Origin of the sequence: Nibrella saemangeumensis (assembly GCF_039541915.1) — a bacterium.
Taxonomy (GTDB): Bacteria; Bacteroidota; Bacteroidia; order Cytophagales; family Spirosomataceae; genus Nibrella; species Nibrella saemangeumensis.
This window is the reverse complement of record NZ_BAABHD010000012.1, coordinates 124,044-145,219: the sequence shown is the minus strand read 5'-3', so window position 1 is coordinate 145,219 and position 21,176 is coordinate 124,044. Positions and strand designations below refer to the sequence as shown.

Annotated in this window: 15 protein-coding genes; 3 read left to right on the top strand and 12 right to left on the bottom strand. The window is 51.4% G+C overall.

The features are described from left to right. Window positions 1-23: 23 nt before the first annotated feature. Window positions 24-845, bottom strand: coding sequence for a 2,3,4,5-tetrahydropyridine-2,6-dicarboxylate N-succinyltransferase (locus ABD949_RS05940; RefSeq protein ID WP_345241547.1), 822 nt, complete (start codon window positions 843-845; stop codon window positions 24-26). Between the two features lie 877 nt (window positions 846-1,722). Between ABD949_RS05940 and gap the strand changes: the two genes are divergently transcribed. Then, on the top strand, window positions 1,723-2,730 hold the full coding sequence (gap, locus tag ABD949_RS05935) for a type I glyceraldehyde-3-phosphate dehydrogenase (RefSeq protein ID WP_345241545.1): 1,008 nt from the start codon (window positions 1,723-1,725) through the stop codon (window positions 2,728-2,730). A gap of 63 nt (window positions 2,731-2,793) precedes the next feature. Here the strand turns inward: gap and trmB are convergent, their stop codons facing one another. From trmB to ABD949_RS05900, 7 genes are all read right to left on the bottom strand, one after another. After that, entirely contained in the window at window positions 2,794-3,450 is a 657-nt protein-coding gene (trmB, locus tag ABD949_RS05930; protein ID WP_345241543.1) for a tRNA (guanosine(46)-N7)-methyltransferase TrmB, read from the bottom strand. 4 nt (window positions 3,451-3,454) lie between these two features. Then, complete coding sequence (locus ABD949_RS05925) at window positions 3,455-4,747, bottom strand: bifunctional folylpolyglutamate synthase/dihydrofolate synthase (protein WP_345241541.1); 1,293 nt, start codon at window positions 4,745-4,747, stop codon at window positions 3,455-3,457. After that, window positions 4,748-5,686, bottom strand: coding sequence for an energy transducer TonB (locus ABD949_RS05920; RefSeq protein WP_345241539.1), 939 nt, complete (start codon window positions 5,684-5,686; stop codon window positions 4,748-4,750). Window positions 5,687-5,810: 124 nt separating this feature from the next. Further along, entirely contained in the window at window positions 5,811-6,953 is a 1,143-nt protein-coding gene (locus ABD949_RS05915; RefSeq protein WP_345241537.1) for a serine hydrolase domain-containing protein, read from the bottom strand. 11 nt (window positions 6,954-6,964) lie between these two features. After that, the gene (locus tag ABD949_RS05910) at window positions 6,965-8,092 is read right to left on the bottom strand and encodes an HU domain-containing protein (RefSeq protein ID WP_345241536.1); all 1,128 of its coding nucleotides are present in this window, start codon (window positions 8,090-8,092) and stop codon (window positions 6,965-6,967) included. A gap of 25 nt (window positions 8,093-8,117) precedes the next feature. Continuing rightward, on the bottom strand, window positions 8,118-9,815 hold the full coding sequence (locus ABD949_RS05905) for a TonB-dependent receptor (protein ID WP_345241535.1): 1,698 nt from the start codon (window positions 9,813-9,815) through the stop codon (window positions 8,118-8,120). Window positions 9,816-9,841: 26 nt separating this feature from the next. Then, entirely contained in the window at window positions 9,842-12,859 is a 3,018-nt protein-coding gene (locus ABD949_RS05900; protein WP_345241533.1) for a tetratricopeptide repeat protein, read from the bottom strand. A 118-nt stretch (window positions 12,860-12,977) separates the two neighbouring features. Between ABD949_RS05900 and ABD949_RS05895 the strand changes: the two genes are divergently transcribed. Beyond that, complete coding sequence (locus ABD949_RS05895) at window positions 12,978-14,846, top strand: M61 family metallopeptidase (RefSeq protein ID WP_345241532.1); 1,869 nt, start codon at window positions 12,978-12,980, stop codon at window positions 14,844-14,846. A 95-nt stretch (window positions 14,847-14,941) separates the two neighbouring features. Here ABD949_RS05895 and ABD949_RS05890 read toward each other — a convergent pair whose 3' ends face one another. Then, complete coding sequence (locus ABD949_RS05890; protein WP_345241531.1) at window positions 14,942-15,190, bottom strand: hypothetical protein; 249 nt, start codon at window positions 15,188-15,190, stop codon at window positions 14,942-14,944. A gap of 15 nt (window positions 15,191-15,205) precedes the next feature. Between ABD949_RS05890 and ABD949_RS05885 the strand changes: the two genes are divergently transcribed. Continuing rightward, complete coding sequence (locus tag ABD949_RS05885; protein ID WP_345241530.1) at window positions 15,206-16,264, top strand: tetratricopeptide repeat protein; 1,059 nt, start codon at window positions 15,206-15,208, stop codon at window positions 16,262-16,264. Here ABD949_RS05885 and menD read toward each other — a convergent pair. The 3 genes from menD to pnp form a co-directional block, all read right to left on the bottom strand. Continuing rightward, window positions 16,261-18,024, bottom strand: a complete 1,764-nt coding sequence (gene menD, locus ABD949_RS05880; RefSeq protein ID WP_345241528.1) for a 2-succinyl-5-enolpyruvyl-6-hydroxy-3-cyclohexene-1-carboxylic-acid synthase — start codon at window positions 18,022-18,024, stop codon at window positions 16,261-16,263. The genes ABD949_RS05885 and menD overlap by 4 nt on opposite strands. A 69-nt stretch (window positions 18,025-18,093) precedes the next feature. Further along, window positions 18,094-18,957: a sigma-70 family RNA polymerase sigma factor gene (locus ABD949_RS05875; protein ID WP_345241526.1), complete on the bottom strand. Its 864-nt coding sequence runs from the start codon at window positions 18,955-18,957 to the stop codon at window positions 18,094-18,096. Between the two features lie 71 nt (window positions 18,958-19,028). Then, the gene (gene pnp / locus ABD949_RS05870) at window positions 19,029-21,164 is read right to left on the bottom strand and encodes a polyribonucleotide nucleotidyltransferase (RefSeq protein ID WP_345241523.1); all 2,136 of its coding nucleotides are present in this window, start codon (window positions 21,162-21,164) and stop codon (window positions 19,029-19,031) included. Between the last annotated feature and the right edge of the window lie 12 nt (window positions 21,165-21,176).

Genomic DNA, 21,176 nt, shown 5'->3' with positions numbered 1-21,176 from the left:
ACATTTGTAATTATTTGGAAGTTTTATACAGCCACCTGGTTCTCGCGGAGCGCATCATTAAGAGATGTTTTTAGATCTGTGGATTCTTTCCGTTGGCCGATAATCAGCGCGCAGGGCACCTGGAAGGAACCAGCTGCGAATTCTTTAGTATAACTGCCCGGAATTACGACTGAATTAGCAGGCACAAATCCCTTGTACTCCGTGGGAGTTGATCCTGTCACATCAATAATTTTAGACGAGCCGGTGATCGTTACCCCTGCTCCAAGTACGGCGCGTTTACCAATGTGTGCGCCTTCTACAACAATACAGCGGGAGCCTATAAAGGCTCCGTCCTCAATAATAACGGGAGCTGCCTGTGGTGGCTCTAAAACCCCCCCTATTCCAACGCCACCGCTCAGGTGAACGTCTTTTCCAATCTGTGCGCAACTGCCTACGGTAGCCCAGGTATCAACCATTGTCCGCTCATCAACGTAGGCTCCGATGTTAACATACGACGGCATCAGAATTACGCCAGGCGCCAGGAACGAACCAAACCGGGCAACGGCCGGCGGCACTACACGGACCTTCTTTTCCTGGAAGTCGCGCTTTAGCGGAATCTTGTCGTGGAAGGTGAAGATACCCACTTCCTCAGGATTCATCTGCTGACTGATGAAATAAAGCAGGATGGCTTTCTTCACCCATTCATTCACCACCCAGCTATCGCCTTCACTGGCAGGTGGTGTGGCAACGCGAATTTCCCCATTGTTCAATAGGCTGACCACCTCGCGGATTGCAGTCAGTGATGAGGGTGCAGAAAGCAAATTTCTGTCGGTCCAGACTTGCTCGATTGTGCTTTGGTAAGACATAATAAGATAAAGAAAAAGTGTAGGTAACTAATGCTAACTGATTCAAAATCACAGCTGTTAACCTTATGAAAAAAAGCGGCCTTAAAATAAACAGAATTTTATTTGGACCCCCATAAAGACATTAGGAGCAGTTAGAATTAGTACGCTTGTTTTGGTTTTGAGTGCAATAATAAGGGGTTTATTGGAAGTGGGCTGTTTCTTAATGAATTTATAAGGTCGATGTAAGTTGACAATATGTCAATTAATATTGAGTGCAGTGATTGTCTGGCGAATTAGGCGTAGTTCGAAGGTCAAGCAAAGTCAAATGAATATATAAGGTTGATCAGAGAGTGTACCAGATAATCGAACCGATTAGCAGGTATGGTTATGAAACTGTCCTGGTACTTAACGCAGCTGTGCCGTTGAACGGTCGGTTGAGCGAAATGGACCGAGTATTAAGCTCGTGGCAAAGAAGTTGAAGGACGTGCCTATAACCGGCTAGAGTTGGTTTCGGTATTAAATAGTATTAGTTGGATTACTTGTAAAGCTCGGAAGCCCGGCTCGATGCCGGGCTTCCGAGCTTATAGGTTAGCGAAGTGGTTTGTGATACATTAAGTCTTTACAGAAACCTTAATTCAAGCCTTTAGCTTTACTTATTTCAGAAGAACACTTCTCTCCGATCCTTAAGGTAGAGCAATAAAAATAATTTTAGTAAAACTATATACTAATACCATTATAATTAGTAATTTTTAGCAAAATATGTTAACTTATTTAGTATAAATACTAAGATTTACTAAAATTAATGGTTTAAACATTAGTAAAATACTAACAATAAACAGTATTCTGGTACTACAGCCTTTACTATCTTTGAGCCGTAGAACCAAACTATATTATCGGAATGGACAAAATAAGAGTTGCCATTAATGGATTCGGCAGAATCGGCCGCTTATCATTCAGAGCTCTACTCGAAAAAGAAAATATCGAGGTAGTTGCCATCAATGATTTAACGGATAATGCCACGTTGGCGCACCTTTTAAAATATGATTCAGTGCATGGCCGGTTTAACGGAGACATTTCTTCGGATAACGATAGTCTTACTGTAAATGGCATCCGTATTAACGCTTACGCAGAACGCGATCCCAAAAATCTGCCCTGGAAAGATTTAAATATCGATGTAGTACTGGAATCAACCGGACGTTTTGTTGATGAGGTCGGTGCCGGTATGCACCTTCAGGCAGGGGCTAAAAAGGTGGTGATCTCCGCCCCTGCTAAAGGCAATATACCTACTGTTGTATTAGGCGTCAATGAAGATACCCTGACCGGGGAAGAAACTATCGTTTCCAATGCTTCGTGTACAACGAACTGCCTGGCTCCAATGGCAAAAATTCTGGACGATGCTTTCGGCATTGAAAAAGGATACATGACTACAATCCATGCCTATACCGCTGACCAGAATCTCCAGGATGCCCCACACTCCGACTTGCGCAGAGCCCGTGCTGCTGCCTTGTCGATTGTACCGACGTCCACTGGTGCAGCGAAAGCAGTAGGTCTTGTCTTACCTCACCTGAAAGGTAAACTGGACGGCAACGCGATGCGTGTTCCTGTACCCGATGGGTCACTTACGGATTTCACCGTTATTCTGAAGCGCGAAGTAACCGTAGAAGAAATCAATAACGCGGTGAAAGCTGCTGCCGACAATCAGTTAAAAGGTATTCTGGAGTATTGTGTCGATCCTATTGTGTCGGCTGATATAGTGGGTAATCCGCATTCCTGCATATTCGATTCAAAGCTGACGGCAGCGAATGGTAACTTTGCTAAGGTGGTAGGTTGGTATGATAACGAGTACGGCTACTCAAGCCGGATCGCTGATCTGATGACCCGACTGATGCAGACACAACCTGCGTAAAGTACAGCAAAAAGGGCGGCCATCGAGGCCGCCCTTTTTGCTTATAAACACCCAAAGCCAACGCTACCGGCTAATCTTAGTCTGCAAGTATTTAATGGAGAAGCCTTTGTTGAAGAACATCTCTTCATACTTGGTCTTGATACCGAGATGAATATTGTTCAGCGAAGAGTTATACAGGTCATAGGTATAGACCAGGCCAGTAAACCCATTTTCCGGTAGTACCGATAAGCTATAGTCGAAGAAATCGGTATTATCCGTCTTCAGGTGCAAACGTCCCTCCCGTGCCAGTATCGTGCGGTAAAGCGCCAGAAACGAGGGAAATGTCAGGCGATGTTTTTCCTGTTTGGCGCGGGGCTGAGGATCAGGAAACGTAATCCAGATCTCGTTCACTTCGCCGGCGGCAAAAAACTCCAGCAAATACCGGATATCAGCCCGTAAAAAAGCAACGTTGGTAAGCCCTTCTGCCAGAGCAGCCTGTGATCCACGGGCGATCCGATCGCCTTTTACGTCCACGCCGATAAAGTTTTTGTCAGGATAGGCTTTGGCAAGTCCAACCGTGTACTCCCCTTTACCACAGGCCAGTTCCAACACAATTGGATTATTATTCTGAAAATAAACGGTACGCCAGTTGCCCTTAATGGTCGTATACAGCGGCTTACCGGTTTCTATGACGTTGGGGCTTTCCCAATTCTGCTGAAAACGAAATAACTTTCTTCTCACCTACTTACAAATCTTGCAGTTCAGCTACCACATAGGTGCTGCCTGTCACTATTATTAGATCCTCAGCCGAAGCTGCTGCTACCGCTGCTGCCAGGGCGTCATTCACATCAGGAAAAACCTGCCCCTGCAACGCGGCTCCTGTAGCTTTCTGGTAAAGGTCATCGGCACTAAGGGCGCGGGGTGTATGCGCCTGGCAAAGATAGTACTTTGCCGTTTTAGGTAGGAGCGCCAATACCGATTCTATATCCTTATCCTGCACAAAACCAATAACCAGGTGTAGCTGCCGGTGAGGAATTCCCTGGATCATCTCCAGCAGGCTCTGAATACCCGGCTTATTATGGGCGGTATCTGCTACTACATACGGGTGTTGCCGCAATACCTGCCAGCGGCCCTTTAGTCCGGTTAGCCTGGTCACTGAACCCAAAGCCGTTTGTAGTTGCTCATCCGTAACCGGAAACGTATGCTGTAAAAGAGAAACGGATTGCAGCACGGCCGGCAGATTATGCAATTGGTAGTGGCCCAACAAATCAAGCTCAAACCGCATTGGTTGCCCATACGTTGATCGCTCAAGAACCTGAATCTGCCGCTTACCTGCTTGTATACCCTGATCGGTTATATCGTAGCGCTCCTGGGCAAAATAAACAGCTGCCTGCTCCTGCTCCGCTTTACTACGAAAAACGGCTTCCGTTTCCGAATGCTTCTCTCCTATTACTACCGGTACTTGCGCCTTTATAATGCCTGCCTTCTCGAAAGCAATCTGTCCCAGCGTGTCGCCTAAAAGATCCATGTGATCCCAACCGATATTGGTAATGACCGATAGCACTGGCTTGATAATATTGGTCGAATCAAGCCGCCCGCCCAGGCCCACTTCAATTACGGCGATGTCGACAGCCTGCCGGGCGAAATACTCGAAGGTCATGGCAACGGTAACCTCAAAGAACGATGGGTTTACTTCTTCAATCAGGTTTTGGTACCGGGTCACAAACTGAGCAACGTCCTCCTCCGGGATAGGGTGTCCGTTTAATCGTATACGCTCGGTAAAGGATTTTAAATGGGGGGAAGTATAGAGCCCAACAGTGTACCCGGCAGTCTGGTAAATGGCTGCCAGCATATGAGAGGTACTGCCTTTACCATTGGTACCTGCCACATGAATGGCCTTAAAACGCGTGTGCGGCTGTCCCAGAGCCGCACACAGTTTCTCGATATTATCCAGGCCTGGTTTTATAGCCCTGGCCCCTATACGGTGGAATACCGGCAGCCTATCGTACAGATAAGCCAGCGCTTCCGAATACTGCATTTATCTGGATTTAATAATAAACGTTATGGTTCCGGTAGAAACCGGTGGCGTCACTGACGATTTAGGTATCAGGCGCAGCCGCTCTACCGCTTTACGGTATACTTCAACGACCGACGGACTTACGGTCGTCTGCATCGTCCGTACCGAAATAATATCTCCGCTCTGATCGACCTTTAGTTGAAAGACAATTTTACCGGTCTCGTCGGAGTTATCATTTACGTTTGGACGTCCCGCCAGTGACCAACCCGACACATCGAATGCTACCCCTGAACCGGTCCCCCCCGGTGTTCCGTAAAGCCCTTTGGCATCCACTTTACCGTTGGGATTTCCCTTATCTCCGACACCACTGGCGTCATCACCGTTATTGTTACCGCCCTCACCAGCAGCCCGCCCCACCGTACCGTTTGACCCTCCTCCCCCAGAGGTACGCTTAAATAGCGCATTTGGGTCTACGCTTTCTACCTTCTTGGCTGGTTCAGTTTTTGGAGGAGCCGGGGTTGGCTTCGGGGCCGTTGCTTCTGCTTTTTTGGGCTCAGCTTTTTCCGGTACACTGACGGGACTCTCCAATTTACTGGCGATTACCGGCTTTTCGGAAACGACTTTGCTGGGTTTTGCCTGCTCCACTTTAGGCACGGGCGTAATTGGCGTTTTTTCAACACGGGGCGTGGTTGTAATTTTAGGGTTAGGCTTGTTCTCCGCCCGCTTTACATCAACCGCTCTGGGCGAGGGACTGGGCTTATTAAACGTCTGCACATTGCCGCTACCCACTGCATCCGTCCCGAAATTAACCTCCACCAGATCAATCGGTGGCGGTTGTGGTTTTATAAACGAAAGTTTTACAAACAACAGGATCGCCACCAGGAGCAGGTTGAAGGCAAACGAGCCGGCCAGCGCCATGATGCGAACTTCTTTTTCGTTTTCAAATGCAGTGCGGTTCATTAAGTACACATGGGTCTTGCAGTACTAACGCGAAAATCGGCTTTTTCGTTTATGAAACAAGGGAAAGGGGAAATAAACGTGAAAAGGAAAATGTAAAGGTGAATCTAGCAAAAGACAAGTGGTATCACAATACTCCAAGGGCTGAATAGGCGGCCTCCACGAACTCCGGACCACGATTCCCACCCATACCACCTTCCATGCGGTTCATCACGTAGCTGATACTCATCCGGCGGTCAACATCAACTACGACAATCGAGCCACCCCATCCACCCCAGGTACACACGCGTCCGTCGGGCAGGTAAGGGATGCTCTCATTTTTTAGGGCATAGCCAATACCAAAACGAAGCGGGGCACCAAGCACCAGGTCTATCCCGTTGGACTGCTCCTGAAATATCAGGTCGCACGTACCCGGCCTTAGAAGCTGGATACCATCTACTTCACCACCACATGCAATGACCGACGTTAGGCGGGCAAGAGAACGGGCATGACCATGTCCATTAGCGGCACCAATGTCGGCTTGTCGCCACTCGGGTGTCCACGATATTGTGGGCTCCCAGGCGGGTCCAGTAACTGTCCGGTATGCTATACTGTCAGGATTTACCGCATGAATATCGGCCGGTAGAGGGCCTTCGAAGGGAATCACATTCGCCACCCGGTGGAACTGGGATGGCTTAAGGCCGATGTGGAAATCGGCACCCAAGGGTCCGGCTATTTCACTGGCGAGGAACTCCCCCAACTTCCGGCCGGTGATGCGACGTATCACCTCGCCTATCAGATGACCAAAATCCCGGTCGTGATACCCTGATGCAGTACCCGGTTCCCACCATGGTGCCTGAGTCGCCAGCATGGCGGTAGACTTTTCCCAATCGTAAAGGTCTGCGACCTCGACCGGTTTTTCCCAACCGGGCACACCAGAGGTGTGTGACAAGATGTGACGAATCTGAATTTTCTCTTTGCCGTTAACCCCAAACTCGGGCCAGTAGTAGGCTACTGGCTTGTAGACATCGAGGTCTCCCCGGTCTACGAGCACCAAAGCAGCAAGACTGGTGACCGTCTTTGTGCTCGACCAGACGTTGGTAATAGTATCGGATTGCCAGGGAATAGTTTTATCTGAGTCGGCCCAGCCAGCCCATATATCGACGACCATATTGCCATCCAACGTGACCGCCACCGAAGCACCAACATCGGCTCCTGAATCAACGTTGGCACTTAGTCGCTCAGCGATTGCGCTGAATCGGGAGTCGCAACTACCGTGGATATCTGCCATTCATGTGGCGTCTAGTATTCCATAATCCAGGCTTCCAATCCGGTAATTTCAGAAACCTCATCAAGTTTTCCTACAGCATCGAACCGGTTGGCACTGCTGTAGACACCGACTTTAAAAAGCTGACCTTTGCGCATCGGTTTTATAACGTAGGCATCAGTATATCCTTCTTTCCGCATCTGCCGCTGAAAACGGCCGGCATTTAAACGGTTGGAGAAGCTACCGGCAATCACTATAAAATGAGGCCGGACAATAGCCGATTTTGTCTTAACCTCATTTTCGCTAACGTTTGTCACCGGTACCGTTTTAGCTGCTACAGGTGCCGGTTTCTTAACTTCTGCGGCAACAGACGGAACTACCGGAGGGACCGTTTCATGGGGTTCGGCCATCGCTAGCAGCTTATCCGATGAAACATCTGCCTCTGTCGTTGGGGGCACCACTGTCTTTACGGGTTCTTCTACCGGTTTGTTAAAAATAAAGGACATCTGGAACAACGAAGACGGACTCAGACTGCTCTGCAATGGTCCCTTTGTCTGTATTACCGAGAAATAACTAATCCCCGCCAGTGCGCCCACAAAAACCGCAGCGGCAACCCATGGCCAGTATACACGACGGGGCTGCTCATCCTGCACTGTACGTATAACTTCTTCGGTCTCGATAGCATCGGACTCGGACGTGGTAACAACAGGAACGAGCGATACAGGTTCGGTCGTTGTCTGCTTTACCCACTCGCCTACCTGAAGCGGTTGCATCCCATACACCTCTCCGAGGAAGTTGTGGCGCAATTCCGGATCAAACTGAAGCTTTCCTTCATCGTTCTGGGTGAACAAGCCGATACCCTCCAGCGATAAACTACCACTCTGCCGTACCTCCAGCTTGAGTTCAGACACAAACGCTGCGATATGCCGCTGAGCATCCTCCCGGCTACAGCCTTCGTGCAGCATTACGTAATTGGTCAGGATGCCATCGTCGAGCCGCAGGGCTTCGTTAAAAGCCAGCTTCTTACGCGGAGGCATATACAGGCCGGTTGCTTCCACAAAGGTGGCCGGCAGCTGGTGGGTCAGAAAAGCCCCCAACTCCGGTACGACAATACAGTCGTACTGGTACAGCAGTTTTTTGACGTAAGCGCTTACAGGTGTCATGGCAGGTACAGCAACCGGTTATGGTTTAGAACGAATATGAAATTCCTCCGAGAAAGTTAAGGCCTTGGACCTTATAATACAAATACCGTTCGTAATTCTGACCAAAGACATTATTTAACGACACGAACGCGGAGAACTGCTTGCCTAAGAAATAGTCAATTTTGAAATTCAGGTCAACGATGGGTTTCAGCGTTATCGCTTCTCCAGACACAAAGTTCTTAGCCCGGATACCCTCGTAAAAATACAAGTCGGAGGTGATGAATAATTTTTTGTTGAGAATGTAGGAGTTTGACCACTGCCCTGCGATGCGCGGCCGGTGCCAGGCTTCCTCCAGCCGGTCGAGGCCGTACCGGAACACATCGCCTTTCAGGATGGAACGGAACTTGTCTTTCTGGTTGTACCCCAATTGGGCAGAGATTGTCAGCACCCTGGCGGTACCGCCATCGTACAGCGGAAAGAACTTAGACGTATCGGGCCAGGTATTGTTGTAGACGTAGAAATTCCGGTACTGCGCATACGATACCTTACCTTCGTAGGTGAAGCCTCCCCCCAAATCTCCTTTGGTTCCACCGTAGATATCCGACAGCTTAACAGTGTTAGATAGTAAGGCTTGTGGTCCTATCCATCTGTTTTCTCCTAAAAACGTGCGTAACGTGTTTCGGATCACATCACCGTCATGCCCTATATAAAAGTGGATATTTCCCGTTGGGACGAAATCAATTTCGCCCACCGGAAAGCCATAGGTCTTGTTGATGCCCTGCCGCTTATCAGTCTCGTTGGCAGCCGTCAGGCCGATCATGGCGGTAAACCGGGGCGAGGTGTACTTGAAGGCCGGCTTTACCCGGTAAACATTCCGGTTATCGACCGGCCCGTCGGTGCGTTGGGTCACATAGGCGTCCGCCCCAACGAGGGCTACAAAATTATCGGTGATGCCCACAGACCCGTTGAAGTTTGTTCCCCAATCAAACTCACTGGCGTTATAGGCGTCGCGCAGGGAGTGAATCCCCGTCTTAAGCGAATAATCGATCAGGTTCTCGGGATCTACGTTTTCGATACCGACGCTGACATTATACGTATTCAGGCGCTGCCGGATCGTTTCCCGGTCAACGCCTTCGGGTAACCGACGGCCGTAGAAATAATACTGATCCCGGTTATAACCCAGCGTTCCGTTCAGCTTAAACTGGTCGGTCAGGTACTTACCGGTTAGCTTAAAGCGGGTATCGCTCTGGGCAGAGTTCTTACCATCAACGGGGCCAATGGAGGAGGACAGGTGCCGCAGCGATCCTTCCACGCCATAGTTTGGCTGGTTGTGGATACCCACAAAGCCTTCACCGTAAAAGGTCCCGTAATTACCGGCTCCCACTTTCACGTAGTTATTATACACCGGATTCTGCTCCGGCTGGGTAGCCGATACCGGCAGCGCATTCAGGTTTATTCGTGGGTCACCAACGGACAGCTTCCGATCCTGAAATTCATACGTCAGCTTCCGCTGCTCATTCGACTGCTTCACCGACGGCACCTTATTGAAAATCCGGTTGGCCGGCGGCAGTTCGATGCGCCGGCTTTTCTCCACCGTGATTTCCTGGTTTTCGACTTCCCCTTCCCGCACGGGTGGACGCGTAGGCCGGGGTTGTTGCTGCGCTTCAGCGATAATAGAGGCAGAAAGGAGACCAGCCGCCAGGGTTAACTGGGTCAGCCGGACAGTCCGGATGCTTCGAGGCATAGGGTTATATACGGTCAATCGTGTGGTTAGTTTCGTTCTTCGATTGCTTTTAACTTCTGACGGGCTTCGTCGACAATTTCCGGTTGGGTAGCATTTTCAATGATGGAACTCAATACTGCCCTGGCCTGGGCAATCTCGTTCAGGCCTACATTGTTGTCCGCGACCAGCAAAAACGCTTTCCCTTTCCAGTACTCAAACTCGCCAAACTGCTCGTTAAACTTCAGCAGCGTTGCAATCGACTCCTTATACTTCTTTTGTTTGTACTGGATATCCCCAATCAGGTAATTCGCTTCGGCACCGTTTACGTCTTTCGCCAGGGCAATGGTTCGCTCAAATTCCTCCTGCGCTTTTTTCTGGTCCCCCTTCTGAAGCGCGGCCTTACCCAAGGCCAGTTGAGCCCGGTTCTGCGCTCCCGGTACCACACTACCCGCCGTTAAAATTTCGCGGGCGTAATAGGTTACCGAGTCCGGCTTAGCTCCAGCCATGTAGGTATCCATCAGCCCCAGCATGGCCGATACCTGATCGTTCTTGGTCCGGGCCTGTCCCAGCACGACCTGATAGTTCCGTACCGCCCGCGCATAGTTTCGCTGTGCCAATTCGATTTCGGCCGCCCGGCTGGCTGCCCGCACGGTGAAGTCTGAATTCCGATCATTAATAATCAGGTAGTAGTACCGAAGTGCATTGGCTGCATCATTAGTTCGGTTGTACGAGTCGGCCAGGTAATAGCGGGCTTCGCTGGTACTTGGGCTAGCCGGATACTCCTGCATAAAACCAGAGAGTGCCTGGACAGCCTGAGGATACTTCTCACTGAAATATAGACTTTTAGCGTTCTCAAACTCAACCTTTTCTACATCGGTACTCCCTGGATTGGCCTTCTTGTACTGCGCCAGTTCCCGGCTGAATTCCTCCGCCCGGCCGGCATCGCTCAGGGCATTTTGCAGACCCAGCAAGGCGCTCTGCGCTTCCGGGCTGTTTCCGTATTCGTTCAGAATCCGGCGGTAATCAGCCACAGCCTGATCGTACGTTTGCAGGTTACTGTAGGCAATGGCTCGTTTTAAAAGCGCCTGTGGAACCAGGTCACTCTTTGGCTTATCCTGGATCAGCCGGGTAAATCCGCGGATGGCCACCTGATACGATCCTTTTTCGAAATCAACATTTGCCGCCTGAAACAACGCATCGTCGGAATATCGGGAGTTGGGATACTGCCGCTGAAGTTTATCAAACATGGCCTTTGCCTCCTCCGTCCGATCCATAAAGCTAAGGATTCGGGCTTGTTGGTAGGTAGCATATTCTTTATCAACCCGACCCTGCGCTATGGCCTGGTCGTAATACCGCATAGCTTCGTTATACTGCTTGTTGGCCAGGTAAGAATCGGCAATCCGCACCACGGCATCGCCAATCATGCTTGGATCTTCAGCGTTTCCCCTGCTGATAAAATCTTTGAAATATTGAAGCGCTCGCGTGTAATCCTTCTTATTATAGTAGGCATAGCCCAGCGCATACTGGCTTTTAGCACCGAAATCACCGCTACGCGCTACCTGACTGTATAACGGAATGGCTTCATCGTATTTTTTCTGGGCCGAAAATGATTCTGCTTTCCAGAACGTAGCCGCGGTGCGAAGTTCAGCATCCGTCGGGTTTTGCAGCGATTTGTCAAAGTTCTGAATGGCCTGGGCGTATCGCTCGGCATTAAAGTCATTCACGGCCTGGTTGAACGTCAGCCGCTGGTAGGTCGCGTTGATCTTTGGCGTCCGGCGCTTCAGCCCTTCAATGTAGGAAATAGCGGCCGGGTAGTTATTTGAAGCAAAGTACGCTTCGCTGATAAGTTCGTTGGCTTCGTTCTCGAATTTGCTATTCGGATACCGGCGCAGGAACTCGGTCAATAATTTAGCCGCATCACCCCCATTGTTCAGATCCAGCTGTAGCTTGGCGTGGTTGAAAGCAGCCTCCTCCTGAATGGCCGGGTTGAACGGCAACCGGCTCGCCTGGTCGAAAGACGTTAGCGCGTACTGCGGATTCTGCGTTTGCAGGTAGCTGATTCCTAACGTATAGGCCGCGTATTGCGCCGTAGTGTCTTTTCCGCTGGATACCTGCTTCAATTGAGCAATGGCATCGGGGTAAGCTCCGGTTTTAAACAGAGACTGACCGTACCGGAACCGGACCGCGGCCGGCACCCGTACATTTTTCGCGGAGAGATACTGCCGGTAGTAAGGAATGGCTTTGGCATAATTCCCCTGCTGATAAAATACCTCCGCCGTAAACAGGGCGACCTCCGGCAGAGCACCGGCCCCTCCGCGACGAAGCAGCGGTTCCGTATACGCCAGCAATTCGTCGAACCGCTGTTCCTTATATAAGGCCTGCGCAATCCAGCCGGGCACCTCGTTCTGGTAGGTGGGATTTTTCTCTACCCGACGGAAATCGCTGACCGCTTCCCGGAAGTTGTTCTGCCGGAAATTTATGACACCGGCATAATAGGATGCTGCCGGGGCCACCGACAACTGAGAATCCTGTTTGATCGTATTCAGCAAAGGCAACGCTTTCGGCAAGTTCTGCGTATTGTAATACGCCATGGCCAGTTTAAACTTGTTCTCCGCCTGCTGGGTGTAGTTATTATTCTGCTGAACGGCCTTCTCCAGGAAACTGATGGCCCGGCCGTAATCTTCCTTGTTAAAATAGTAATTACCCAGGTCAGCATAAAGCTGCCCGGCTCTGGGGTGCTCGCTGTGGTTCTTCACAAACCTGTCGACCATTACCTCGGCTCCCGGCTCATCAATGTACAGGCTGGTGAGGGCGATGTAGTACTCGGCCGAAACGGTATTCTGGTCGTTGGTGTTCAGCACATTTTTCCGGCGGTCGAGGAATTGCTGGAACTCGTACCGGGCTGCGGCATAGTTATCTTTTTCAAACAATTCAACGCCTGTTCGGTAATGATAATCAGGCTCGGTATAACTAAGGGTGCGCTGGGCCGATACGGTAAAGGGAGCAATAAGCGTCCCGGCAATCAGGAAAGTTCGTCGTAACTGAATCAAGGAGGATAGTTGCATAGATTACACAAAGGTTGTGAATCCTTTGAAAGCATTGTAGTTTCGCCGACATTTTGAACAGACTGCGTAAGCCAGCCCTGTCGGATTACGTTAAAAACGAAAGTACTCTTATTTCCGTATGAAAAAAAAATCCTGTGAGGTGTTTTTACTCTGGGTCTGGCTGCTGGTCGGAATCTTAGCAACGGTACAGGCCGAAAACGAAACGGCCCCTGCACCATCCATCGTCTATACCTTATCCATGCCTCAGCCACAAACGCATTTTTTCGAGGTAGAAATGCGCCTGAGCAATTTTGCCGGCCTGACCAGTCTCAAAAAAAATGGCTATGTCGATGTTAAGATGCCGGTCTGGACCCCGGGTTCGTACCTGATCCGGGAGTACGCCAGGAACGTCGAAGGCTTTACGGCTCAATCGGGCGGTAAAGCGTTACCGGCTCAGAAGATTAACAAAAATACCTGGCGGATTACTACGGCTGACGATAATATAACACTCCGCTACCGCGTATACGCCAACGAACTGTCGGTGCGAACCAGTCACCTCGATGCCACCCATGGGTACCTGAACGGAGCCAGCATTTTTCTGTACCAGAATGACCTGAAGGGGTATCCGCATCAGGTAGTCATTCAGCCCTTTACCGGCTGGAACAAAGTCAGCACCGGCCTGGAGCCGGTCAACGGGCAACCGTTTACGTTCCGTGCCTTGAATTACGATATCCTGGTGGATTCACCCATCGAAATCGGCAATCACCGAACATTTACCTTTACCGCATCCGGCATACCCCATACCGTAGCCATGTACGGCGAGGTAGAGTATGATGCCACTAAACTGGCGGCTGATTATAAAAAGGTCTGCGAAGCTGCAGCCACGGTTATCGGCGAACACCCCTGCCAGTCATATACTTTTATTGTGCATCATTTCGGGAACCCCAGCGGTGGCCTTGAACACCAGAACTCCACTACGCTACAGACCACACGGGAAGCGTATAAAAACGAGACGAATTACAAGCGCTTCCTGACGCTGGTCGCGCACGAGTATTTTCACCTTTGGAATGTAAAGCGGATTCGGCCTGTCGCCTTAGGTCCGTTTGACTACGATAACGAGAATTACACCAGTATGCTATGGGTGTCCGAAGGCTTTACGTCTTTTTACGAAGACTACATCCTGCGCCGGGCCGGGTACTTTACCCCCGACCAGTACCTGAACATTCTAGCCGGTGACATCAATAGCATTGAGAATCAGCCCGGCTCGCGGGTACAGTCGGTGGCGGAGTCCAGCTTTGATGCCTGGATCAAAGCGTACCGGCCTAATGAGAATTCCACCAACAGCACCATTTCCTATTACACCAAAGGCAGTGTGCTGGCCAATCTGCTGAACCTGACGATTCTGGCGAACACCAACGGCACCCGCAACCTGGATGACCTGATGCGTTTCTTATGGAACGAATATTACAAGAAACGGCAGCGGGGTTTCACCGACGAAGAATTCAAAAAAGCCGCCGAGCAGGTAGCCAACCGAAATCTGGATGACTTCTTCCGCAAATACGTCTACGGCACCGAGGTGATCGACTACAACGCATTCGTTCTGCCTTTCGGCCTGCAACTGGCCAATACGGTAATTCCCAACAATCAGGGATACCTGGGAGCGGCTACCACGTTCGCTAACGGTAAACTCACAGTGTCTTCGGTTCGCCGGAACTCAGCCGCCTGGAACGGAGGACTCAATACCGGTGATGAAATTCTGTTTGTCGACAGCGTTCGTGTCGGTGCAGACCTGAACAACGCATTAGCGGGTAAACGAACCGGTGATAAAATCCGGGTTATGGTCAACCGCGATGGTATCCAGCGTGAACTGAACATTACCTTAGCGGAGAACCCGCTCCTCAGCTACCGGTTCGAAATGGTTCCGAATCCTACCCAACAGCAGCGGGCGCTCCTCAATCGTTGGCTAAACATTCAGAATCAGGTCGGCTCAGCTACGGAGGGAAGGTAATGTTTGTCATTGCGTTTTTTGTCATCCCGACGCAGGAGGGATCTTGCTGGTAGCTTTCGCCTAAGATCCCTCCTGCGTCGGGATGACAAAAAATGTCAAGATACCCCATTCCGTTCCATACTGGCCCCCCAATCCGCATCCATTTCCTGGAAGCGCCGGGAAACCTGCTCCAGGAAAGGCGGGTCCAGCAAGGTATCGACGTCTTCCGGGCCGGCAACGTCCAGCTCGCTTATTTTATAGGTTTGTTCCAGCATCCCGTTTTCAAATTTGACAATAAACTTGTTGTTCCAGGCAAACACCGAAATCCGGAACTGTGGATGAGCAATATCTCGCAAATGACGCATAGCAGTAGTAATCGTATGGGATGGTTCCTCAAAGCTAAACCACTTTTCGCCCTAAAATGCCTGCTGGCTTTGGGCCTTTGTCTGGTTTCGGGCTGCTCCGATAATAAACAGGCCGAAGCCGCCCAGTTTTTTCTGAAGGGCAATGTACAGCTTAGCAAGCGGGAATACCGCGAAGCTATCCGTTTCTATTCGGAAGCCATCGAAAAAAAGCCGGATTTTGCCGATGCCTTTAATAACCGGGGGCTAGCCAAATACCGGAACGGCGATGCACAGGGCGCACTGGCTGATTTTAACAAAGCCATTGAGATCGATCCCGACTTTGAATCTGCTTACCTGAACCGCGCCGATATAAAAAACGACCTGAACGACGCCCGGAGCAGCCTGGCTGACCTCCAGCGCATTGAGAAAACCTACAAAGATTCGGCATTTTACCAGTCCCGGCTCGGCGATACCTATACCCGGTTAAACAACCTCGCTCCCGCTCAGGCCGCTTATGACCGCGCTATTCAGTTGGACCCCAACAATGCCGAAGCCCTGACCAACCGGGGTGTCCTGCTTTTTCAGCAGAAAGCCTTCGAGCAATCGCAACTGGACCTGGAGCGGGCGCTGCAACTCAACCCGAAACAGCACGAAGCCCTGAACAACCTCAGCATGATCTTGGCCCGGACCAAGAATTTTGAATCGGCGCTGGCCCATGTGAACCGGGCGCTGGAGCAGAAACCCAATCAGCCTTATTACCTCAACAATAAGGCGTATTACCTGATGATGCTCAACCAGGATAAAGAAGCGTTACCGCTGATGCAGGAATCCATCCGGCTTGACAACCAAAACGGCTGGGCGCACCGCAACCTGGGTATCTACTACCTCCGGCAAAAGCAACCAGCCCCGGCGCTGGACGCCCTGAAAAAAGCGGAACAGCTAGACCCGGCAGTGGAACAGGTTTATTTCCATCTGGGCGAAGCGTACCAGGGAACCGGCAATCTGACCAAAGCCTGCGAAGCCTGGCGAACCGGCGAAATTGCCGGCGATAACCTGGCTAAACAACAACGGACTATTTTCTGCTCCGCCCGCTAACGGCCGCCAAACTGCTGCTTCACCTGTGCTTTGTATGGCTGAAACATATCGGCGTTTACCCGCTTATCAGTAAAGACTTCCAGGAGCCTGGCGGTTGACCCTTTGTCAAAGAAGCCCGTTAGTGCCGCCAGCAGTTCGTCGGTGGTCCGGCAACTCCGGTAGTCAATACCGGCTTCTTCGGCGGAGGCACGTCCGGATAGCGGCTGCTCCGTTTCAAAGTAGGTTTCCAGTTCGGGCTGCTGGGCAGAGCCGTCGATCATGCGGAAGATATGCCCGCCATGGTTATTGAACAGGACGATCCGCAGATTGGCGGGTAGGTAAGGATTCCAGAGGGCATTCCGGTCATAAAAAAAGGCAACATCGCCAACAAAGATCGTTACGATCTGGTCGGTAGCCAGGGCGGCCCCCACGGCGGTACTCAGACAACCATCAATGCCGCTCGTGCCCCGGTTCGCCGACACGGCTATTTGCTGGTCGGCGCGAATGCCGCACAGGTTCGCGTACCGCACCGGCATGCTGTTAGCCAGGTGCAAAATCGAATGCTGCGGCAGTTGCTCCAGGATAGTCTGCACAGCCGCCCATTCGACAAAGGGTTCCGCCGGACGTAAAGCATCCTGTACCAGCTTTCCGGCCCGCCGGTCGGCATTCTGCCAGCGCTGTAAAAATTCCTGTTCCTCTTCGTCCTCATCCCCCTGCAAAAACCGCTGGTAATCCAGATCAGCAAATAGCTTCTCAAAAAAGTAAAGCGGCCCGGTGGGGATAAGTTTTGTTAGGGACTGAAACGAATCAACAATCCGGTCGGCCGATGGCTGAATGTGCCAGTGCTGCGGGGCCGAATTCTTCCGCAGGAATGTCTTTAAATTTCGGGTCAGAAACGAATGCCCACAGGTAATCAGCAATTCCGGACGCAGTTTCTGTAGCCAGTCTTCCCCAGCCGCGCTGCTCAGAAAGGTATCCGATTGGGTGATAAAAACCCCATTCTGGTGCAGGTTACTGATGATTTCGCCGACCACAGGTACGGCCAGTTCATCACTGATTTTCTGTAGGATAGCCGTCAACTCCGGATGGTACGACATCTGCCCCACCGCGATCAGCTTTCGCTCAGCCCCCTCCCACTCCCTGAGCAACTGGTGCCAAACAGAAGCCGGCAGTTCCGGCTGAACGGGTAGGGCGTCAATGATCCGTACCGGCTCGTAGTGGAACGTCTCCCCTTCCTTGGGATAGAAGGGTTCCCGCAACGGAACATTGACATGGACCGGGCCTAACGGTGTTAACCCACTCAGGTTCAGCGCTTCGTTAACGGACCGTTCAATATACCATCGGGCGTCCGGATGCCCATAATCGGCCGGCAAATCATAGCTCCGCTTGACGTGCTGACCAAAAATACCTGCCTGAAAAATGGTTTGGCCGTCCTGCTGATGCACCCACTCCCGCGGCCGGTCGGCGGTCAGGAGCACAAGCGGTATCTCCTGAAAGTACGCTTCGGCTATGGCGGGTGCCAGATTATACACCGCACTGCCGGAGGTACAGATAATAGCGACCGGCCGAGGTTGTCGGTTATTGATGCACTGCTGCGCCAGGCCAAGCGCGATAAAGCCGGCGGACCGTTCGTCGGCAATGACCCGCACCCGCAGCTTTGGATGCCGGGCAACGGCCAGCGTCAGCGGGGCCGACCGCGAGCCGGGAGAAACAATGACGTCAGTGACACCTTTCTGGTACAGCAGTTCGGCCAGATTAACAATCGGTTGCAGGACGGGCACGGGCTTTTTTGATTTTAAATCAAAAAAGCCCCCAGTGACGGGGGCTTTCTATAAACGTTTGTATGGTTATTAACCTAAATAGGTCTTCAACGCTTTGGAGCGGGACGTATGGCGCAGGCGACGAATGGCTTTCTCTTTAATCTGACGTACGCGCTCGCGGGTCAGATTAAACTTCTCGCCAATTTCTTCCAGCGTCATAGCGTGTTCGCCGTTAAGGCCAAAGTACAGGGCAATCACGTCGGCTTCGCGTTGGGTCAGCGTCGACAACGCCCGCTGTACTTCTTTGCGCAGCGAATCATTGATCAGGCCAGAATCCGGTTTGTCTTCACCATCGTTTTCCAATACGTCCAGCAGGCTGTTTTCTTCACCCTGCACGAACGGAGCGTCCATCGATACGTGACGACCCGAAATTTTCAGGGTATCCACAACCTCAGCGGCAGTAATATCCAGTACGGCGGCCAATTCTTCCGGTGACGGCTCCCGCTCAAATTTCTGTTCCAGATCCGAGAACGTCTTCGAAATCTTGTTCAATGACCCTACCCGGTTCAGCGGCAGGCGCACAATCCGCGACTGCTCAGCCAAAGCCTGCAGAATCGACTGACGAATCCACCAGACAGCGTAGGAGATAAATTTAAAACCCCGGGTCTCGTCGAAACGCTGTGCCGCTTTGATCAAACCTAAGTTTCCTTCGTTGATCAGGTCACCCAGCGAAAGCCCCTGGTTCTGGTACTGCTTGGCTACCGACACCACGAAGCGCAGGTTGGCTTTGGTCAGACGCTCCAGAGATAACTGATCCCCTTCCCGAATCTTTTGGGCCAGCATCACTTCCTCGTCGGGCGTAAGCAGATCTACTTTGCCAATTTCTTGTAAATACTTGTCCAGCGATTGGCTCTCGCGGTTGGTAATTTGTTTACTAATCTTTAGCTGTCTCATGGGACGTTACACCGGATTTATGGCTATATAACGTATTGTGGTAACGCGGCAATACACAGAAAAGTAACAAATCACTCTGGATTTTTGTTCACTGGCTTTGGCAGAAGCACTTTGCGCGACAAACGATATTTTCCGGTCTTTTTATCGACATCTACGAGTTTTACGCGCACTTCTTCACCTACTTCCAATACCCCTTCCATGTTCTCCAGTCGCTCCCACTTGATCTCGGAAATGTGCAAAAGTCCATCTTTACCTGGGAGGAACTCGACAAACGCACCGAACGGCATAATAGTCTTGACTTTACCATCATAAATCTCACCGATCTCGGGAACAGCCACAATGCCTTTCACGCGGCTCAGGGCTTTATCCATGCCTTCTTTATTGGTTGAGAAAATACTTACCCAACCAGAATTATCACGCTCCTCGATGATAATGGTCGTACCCGACTCTTTCTGAATCTCCTGCACTACCTTACCGCCTGGTCCGATTACGGCACCGATCATGCTCTGATCAATCTTCAGGACGGTAGCCCGTGGCGCAAACGGCTTCAGATCGGTCCGTGGTGCCTCCAGGGCCTTCTTCATCTCGCCCAGGATGTGCAAACGACCGGCACGCGCCTGTTCGAGGGCCTGCGTCAGCACCTCAAAGGAGAGTCCGTTTACCTTCATATCCATCTGGCAGGCCGTAATCCCTTTCTCGGTACCCGTCACCTTAAAGTCCATATCGCCCAGGTGATCTTCATCACCGAGGATATCAGACAGAACGGCGTATTTATCAGAATTCTCGTCAGTGATAAGACCCATGGCAATACCGGCTACGGGTGCTTTTATTTTCACCCCGGCATCCATTAAAGCCAGAATACCAGCGCAAACGGTAGCCATAGACGAAGAACCGTTCGATTCCAGAATATCCGATACAATCCGGATGGTATACGGGTTATCCGCGTCCGTCGGCAACACTTTCTTGATAGACCGGTGCGCCAGATTACCGTGACCAATTTCGCGACGACCAGGTCCGCGGTTTGGCTTTACCTCGCCGGTTGAGTAACCGGGGAAGTTGTAATGAAGCAGGAACTTTGAATAACCCTGACGCATGGCCTGGTCCACGATCTGCTCGTCCAGCTTGGTTCCCAGGGTTACCGTTGTCAGCGACTGCGTTTCCCCGCGGGTAAACACGGCTGAACCGTGCGCCATGGGCAGGAAGTTCACTTCGCAGTTTATCTGGCGAATTTCATCCAGTTTCCGGCCATCCAGGCGGTAGCGCTCATCCAGCACCAGCCGGCGGGAGGCCTCCCATTCGAGATCATGGAAATAAGTTTTAACCAGTGTTTCGTTTACCAAAGTTCCTTCGGGGAACGTGGCCATGAATTCTTCCAGAACCGCCTTGGCAGCGTCCCGGCGGGCTTTTTTATTTGCCTGTCCCTGACGAACAGCGGCATAGATCTTATCGTAGCAGAACGCCCGCACCTGCGCACGAAGTTCTTCGTCATGCGTTTCGTGGCTGTAGGTCCGCTTTTCAGTTTTACCTACCTTAGCGCCCAGCTCTTTCTGCGCCTGGCACTGTAGCTTAATGACCTCGTGCGCAATGCGGAGAGCCTCGACCACCTCGGATTCGGAGCACTCCTCCATTTCGCCCTCCACCATACAGATGTCGCGCTCGGTAGCGCCGACGATCAGGTCCAGCGTCGCCCGCTCCAGTTCGGAGGTCAGCGGGTTGATTTTGTATTCCCCGTCAATTTTAGCCACCCGCACTTCGGAGATTGGCCCGTTGAACGGAATGTCCGAAACGGCTAAGGCCGCTGAAGCAGCCAGCGCAGCCAGCGCATCCGGTAATACCTCGGCATCGGCCGAGATCAGGTTAATGTTTACCTGTGTATCGGCATGGTAATCCTCGGGGAAGATCGGCCGCAGGGCCCGGTCAACCAGCCGGCTGATTAGGACTTCGTGATCGGAAAGTTTGCCTTCACGACGCTGGAAGCTGCCCGGAATGCGACCAGCAGCGGCAAATTTCTCCTGATAGTCAACGGATAAGGGTAGAAAATCAACGCCTTCTTTGGCGTCCTTGTTGGTTACCACCGTGGCCAGCAGCATCGTATCACCCAGACGGACTACCACGGCACCGTCGGCCTGACGGGCCAGTTTGCCGGTTTCTATAGTAATTTCTCGTCCGTCGGGGAGGGTAACAGTTTGTGTGGTGATTTGAAACATAGTGTCGTTTTT